This is a genomic window from Kitasatospora sp. NPDC001225 (assembly GCF_053597855.1).
Map to the genome: position 1 here is coordinate 1 of NZ_JBSFJC010000258.1, position 5,129 is coordinate 5,129.

At 74.4% G+C, this 5,129-nt stretch carries 3 protein-coding genes; 1 reads left to right on the forward strand and 2 read right to left on the reverse strand.

Features of this window, described 5'->3' with window-relative positions:
* A partial coding sequence (locus ACWDCZ_RS38575; RefSeq protein WP_449818385.1) for an SMI1/KNR4 family protein occupies window positions 1-1,368 on the reverse strand: 1,368 nt, incomplete at its 3' end.
* 242 nt (window positions 1,369-1,610) lie between these two features.
* On the opposite strand from ACWDCZ_RS38575, the gene ACWDCZ_RS38580 reads away from it, so the two are divergent.
* Entirely contained in the window at window positions 1,611-4,274 is a 2,664-nt protein-coding gene (locus ACWDCZ_RS38580; RefSeq protein ID WP_449818386.1) for an NACHT domain-containing protein, read from the forward strand.
* A gap of 35 nt (window positions 4,275-4,309) precedes the next feature.
* On the opposite strand, the gene ACWDCZ_RS38585 is transcribed toward ACWDCZ_RS38580, so the two are convergent.
* Window positions 4,310-5,129, reverse strand: an 820-nt coding sequence (locus tag ACWDCZ_RS38585; RefSeq protein ID WP_449818387.1) for a hypothetical protein, incomplete at its 5' end; no start/stop codon positions are given.

Below are 5,129 nucleotides of genomic sequence, written 5' to 3' on the forward strand. Positions count from 1 at the left end.
GTCCAGGCCGCGGAGGTTCGGGACGGTGCGCAGTGGGGCGATGTCGACGGGCCCGGATGTGGCGAGGTCGAGGGCGGTCAGGTGCCGGTGGCCCGCGAGCGGCGCGAGGTCGCCACCGTGCAGGGTGACGCCCAGGAACTCGACGGGCAGCTCCCGAAGCGGGGACAGGTCGTCGACAGGGCGGCGGTGGAGTTCGAGGCGTCGCAGGTGGGGAGCGGCGGTGAGCGGGGTGAGGTCCATGAGCCCACTGGGGGCGTTGCAGTGGATCAGGACGGTCTGAACGCCGGGTGGGACGTCCTGAGGAATTCCGTCCGCCACCAGCTCGGGGCTGGAGCCGAATTCACGTGGGCCTTCCACGAACTCGATGTAGTCGACCTCGTCCTCCTCCACTTCGTAGGCGTCCCGCTCCAGCAGGTCCAGGTAGCGGGCGAGGAGTGAGGTGACGGAGTCGCAGACGTAGAGCGGCCCGTCGTAGTAGTCGCGGCCGATCTGGATCACCTGGCCGGGACGTCCGGCCCGGGCCGGGGACATGTCGACCGCCAGGTAGTTGCCGTCGTCGGCGGTCGCGAACGGCAGCCAGCCCGGGTGCTCGTGGCAGCGCCGGACGGTGTCGAGCGGCTCGGCGTCGAGGACGACCGAGTCCCAGGAGGTCTCCCAGCCGGACCACACCGGCTCCCACAGGTTCGCGTTGACGGCGACCAGGCGTGCCAGGGGCATCCAGGCGAGGCTGCTGAAGAGGCCGATCGCCTCGTCCCCGCTGCCGTCGGCGATCAGGTAGAGCGCTCGCAGGTCGGCGGGCAGCGGCCGGCCGAGCCGGCGCTCGGCGTCGTCGAGTGCCGTGGTGGTCACCGGCGGTGGCAGCCTCTCGGCGTGTCCCAGGATGTCGGCACGCCGCTCCAGGTAGGCCCGCAGCCGGGTGACCGCGAGGTCCGGATCGCCCGCCGGGGCGGCGCCGCTCTCCTCCTGGGCGAAACCCGGCTGGGACAGCCGACAGTCGTGGTCCAGGACGGCCAGGAACCCGGGACGGGCATCGTGCAGGCGGGAGACGACCTGCCGGGACGCCGTCAGGGCGAACTCGCCGGACGGCCGGCACCGTATCTCCAGATTCGTGCGCTCCCAACCACGGGCCGCTCCCACCGCCGCCGTCACGTCGTCCAGGCCCTGGAAGATCGCGACCCCGTGGACCGGCCGCGGCTTCTCACCGGCGATGGTGTACCGACCGGAGACGCCCAGGCCGAACAGGCCTTGACGGCTGGCCAGCACCGCCTCCGTCCATCCCTCGGGTGCGTTCGCCGCGATGCTCTCGGCCACCCGCGCGACGCCCTGCTCCACCTGCTCGGCCATGCTCTGCTCCGGTTCTGTCGACACTGCCGGTGATCATCGCAGGGGGCTGTGACAGACCTGCGGGCCGAAGTGCCCGGCGCACGGGCTGGGTGAGACCAGTCGGCCTGGTGCTCTTCCCGGCCGAGTACCGGTTCGGGCCGGGCCCGTCCGCCCGGCCCGGACCGGAACCGCGGGAGAACCGACGGTCCGTCGAACAGGGTGGACGGGCGCTGGTAGAAAGGAAGTTCGCGCGGCAGCGGTCGACACAGGGGCGGAGCCGGGGAGTGGTGGAATTCGAAGACGGCCACGGGCCCACGAACATCCGGAACGTCGTCACCGACAGTACGGTCCACTACCTGGTGCAGATCGGTGTGCTCAACGGGGAACTGCACCTCACCGTGCCGCCCCGGGCCGTGGCGGCGGAGACACCGCTCGGCCTCGCCGAGGAGCGGCTCGCCCGCAGCCTGCTGTACCAGTGGCGGGCCGAGGCCGACGCCTGGGACATGGCCGACCCCGAACCGTTGGCCGTCCGCTGGGTGCACAGCCGCACCGCGCTCGCGCCGGGGGCCGAACTCGGCGGGCGCGGCGACCGGGTCGGCACGATGGCGGAGGCCCTGCTGGGGCTCGACCACCGCCGCCTGCTGATCCTCGGCGGGGCCGGCGCGGGCAAGACGACCCTCGCCGTGCTGCTCACCCTGGAGCTGCTCGCCCGCCGGCTCACCCGCGGCGAGGACGTCCCGGTGCCCGTCATGCTCTCGCTGGAGTCCTGGGACGCCGAGCGGGTCAACTTCCACGACTGGCTGGCTGGCCGGATCACGGAGGAGCACCCCGGTCTGCCCCGGGTGGACGGGCTCCACCCCGCCCGCCGACTGGTGAGCGAGCGCCGCCTGCTGCCCGTCCTGGACAGCCTCGACGAGCTGCCCGAGCACCGGCGGACCGCCGTGCTCGGCGCCCTCGGGCGCCAACTGGGCCAGGAGGGCGGGGTGGTGCTGATCTGCCGGACCGAGCCCTACCGCGAACTGGTAGCCACCCAGCGGGACGTGCTCCGGGTGGACTCGGCGATCGAGGCGCTGCCGCTGGCCCCCGGCGACGTCGCCTCCTACCTGCACCGGGCCCGGCAGCCCTCGCGCGCCGCGCAGTGGGCGCCGCTGCTCGCCGAACTCCGCACGGCGCCCGGCAGCCCGGTGAGCCGGGCGCTGTCGACGCCGCTGATGGTCTGGCTGCTGCGGCGCGGGTACGAGCAGGCCCCGGCGGACCCGGGCGAGCTGCTGGACCGCGGGCGCTTCGCGACCGCCTGGCAGGTGGAGCAGCACCTGCTCGACCGGATCGTGCCCGCCTCGTTCCCGCCGCTTCCGCCGGCGCCCGACCGCCTGCACCCGCCCCGGCGGTGGGAACCGGACCGGGCCCGGGCCTGGCTGTCCTTCCTCGCCCGGCTGATGAACCGCCAGGACACCGCCGAACTGGCCTGGTGGCGGCTGTTCGGCGCGCCACTGCCGCGGGCGCTGGCGGCGCCCGCGCTGATCGTGGTGGGGATCGCCCTGTCGGTGCTGATCGACCTGGGGCTCGGGGCCGTCGGGGGCTCCGGCCACCCCTTCGGCTTCGGGACCGCCGTGGGCCTCGGCGTCGCCCTCGCGGGCTTGGTCCGCACAGCCGGGCAGGGCTGGTTCGGGGACGAGACCTCGACGCCCCGACGACGGGTCAACCCGCTGCGCTTCGCCGGGGCCCTGCGCTCGGCCGGCCGCAACGGGAGGCTGGGCCGGGCCTGGCGGCTCACGGTGGTGATCGGCGGACCGCCGGTGATCCTCACCCTGGTCGTGCTTCAGCTCCTGGCACCGGCGGCGGAGGGTATCGCACTGGTGGCGGCGGTGCTGTTGTCCGCCTATCTGATGGTCGCATTGGCGGCCCCCTCGGACACCGTGGACGCCGCGACCCCCGACGCGCTGCTGCGCTCGGAGCGGACCTCGGTCCTGGTGACGCTGCTCGTCCTCGCGCCGCTGCTCGCCGCCGGGATCGGGCTGATGGACTGGTCGCGGACCCACCTCTACCGGTACCACCAGGTGGACTGGTCCTACCCGCTGGCGACCTGGTGCGGGGCGGGCGCGACGTTCCTGCTGCTCAGCCCGTGGAGCCGGTGGCTGCTGGCCCGGTGCTCGCTGGCCCTCGTCGGCCGGCTGCCCTGGCCGCTGATGACCTTCCTGCGGGACGCCCACCGGGCCGGCCTGCTCCAGCGCACCGCCGGGACGTACCGCTTCCGCAACCTGCGGCTCCAGCAGCACCTGGCCGCCAAGGCCGGGCCCCGCTCGGGAGGCCAGGAAGGCCAGGGAGGTTCGGGGGCCGCAGGGGTCCCCGCGCCCCGGGCGACGCCGGACGGAGCGACGACGGTCGCGACCGGTCCCCTCGCCGACCTGACCCTGCCCCCGGCCTCGACCTGGCGCGGCCTCACCGTACGGCGCGACCCGGACTCATACCTGCTCACCGGCCGCGTCCGCGCCGTCATGCTGGCGCACTGGGGCCCGCTCGGCGCCCTGCTGGGCCTGCACCTGGTCCGGATCACGGTGAGCGGCACCTGGGACCGACTCGACTCCTGGAAGCCGATCGTCGGCGTGCCCGCCCTCGGCCTGCTGGTGATGCTGATCAGCCTCCTGCGCCGACGGCACATCGAACTGCACATCACCGACACCTTCATCGCCGCCCGGACGGGCCTGCACCGCTGCCGCTACGAGTGGCGCGACGTGGACGAAGTCGCCGTCCGCCGGGTGCACCTCCGCGGCCGTGACACCCCCGTCCACGGCATCCACGTCCGGCCGCGGACGGGAGCGCCCCTGCCCCCGGCCCGCTGGCGGGGGCGGGACGGGTGGTACCTGGTGCAGCCGATGAACGTCGTCCGGACCCTGCCTCCCGACCTCACCGAGGCGCTCGCCGAGCTCTCCGGCGGGCGCTGGCGGCCGTGACGCGGGCCGGTTAGGGCCGACCGGGCTCTGCCCGGCTACGGATGGCAGGGGCTCTGGCCGAGCACGTAGCAGCGCAGGTCGACGTCCTCGGGCAGGACGGGCACGGCGCCGGGAAGGGCGACGGCGCCGACCGTGACGATGAACGTCCTGGTCACGGCGTCGCTCCCCTTCTTGTTCTGTGGGGCCTGGAAGAGCAGGTAGCGGGCCGACAGGTAGTCCTCGACGGTGAGGTGGGGGCGGGCGAGGAGGTCGAGGGCGGCGGAGTGCAGGACGGCGCTGTCCCGTGGCGTGGGAGTGGCCGAGTAGACCGGCCTGCCGCCGGTCTCGATCCGGGAGGCGTCCAGGCCCCGGGCCGCGTAGCGGGCGACGAGTTCGGCGTCGGCGCGGTGCGCGGCCTCACCCCGCAGGAGGCGGTTGCCGGCGATCCGCCGCCCGTCCGGCAGGAGCACCCAGTTCTGGAGGGTGTCGCCCTCGACGCCCTCGGCGGCGAAGCGCCGCTCGGCGAGACGGCCGTAGCGAAGCATCGCTTCCGAGGCCGGGGTCGCCAGGCCCCCGGTGTAGGCGCGCGTGGCCTGGTCCCACTCCGCGCCCTCGCGCAGACGGCCGACCTCGCCGAGCCGGTCGAAGTTGGTGTCGCCCTCCCGGATCGGGGTACGGAAGCGCTCCGGGTTGAAGAAGGCACCGGCAGGGCCGGGAGGAGGACCCATCGCGACGGCGAGACGGTAGCGCCAGTCGACCAGCCGCTCGTGGACGGCGGCCAGCGCGGCCGCCCGGGCCGGCCGACCCGGGGGCGTGTCCCACAAAAGGGCCCGCAGGTACGCCGCGAAGGTAGAGGCAAGATCGGGAGAGCGTCGG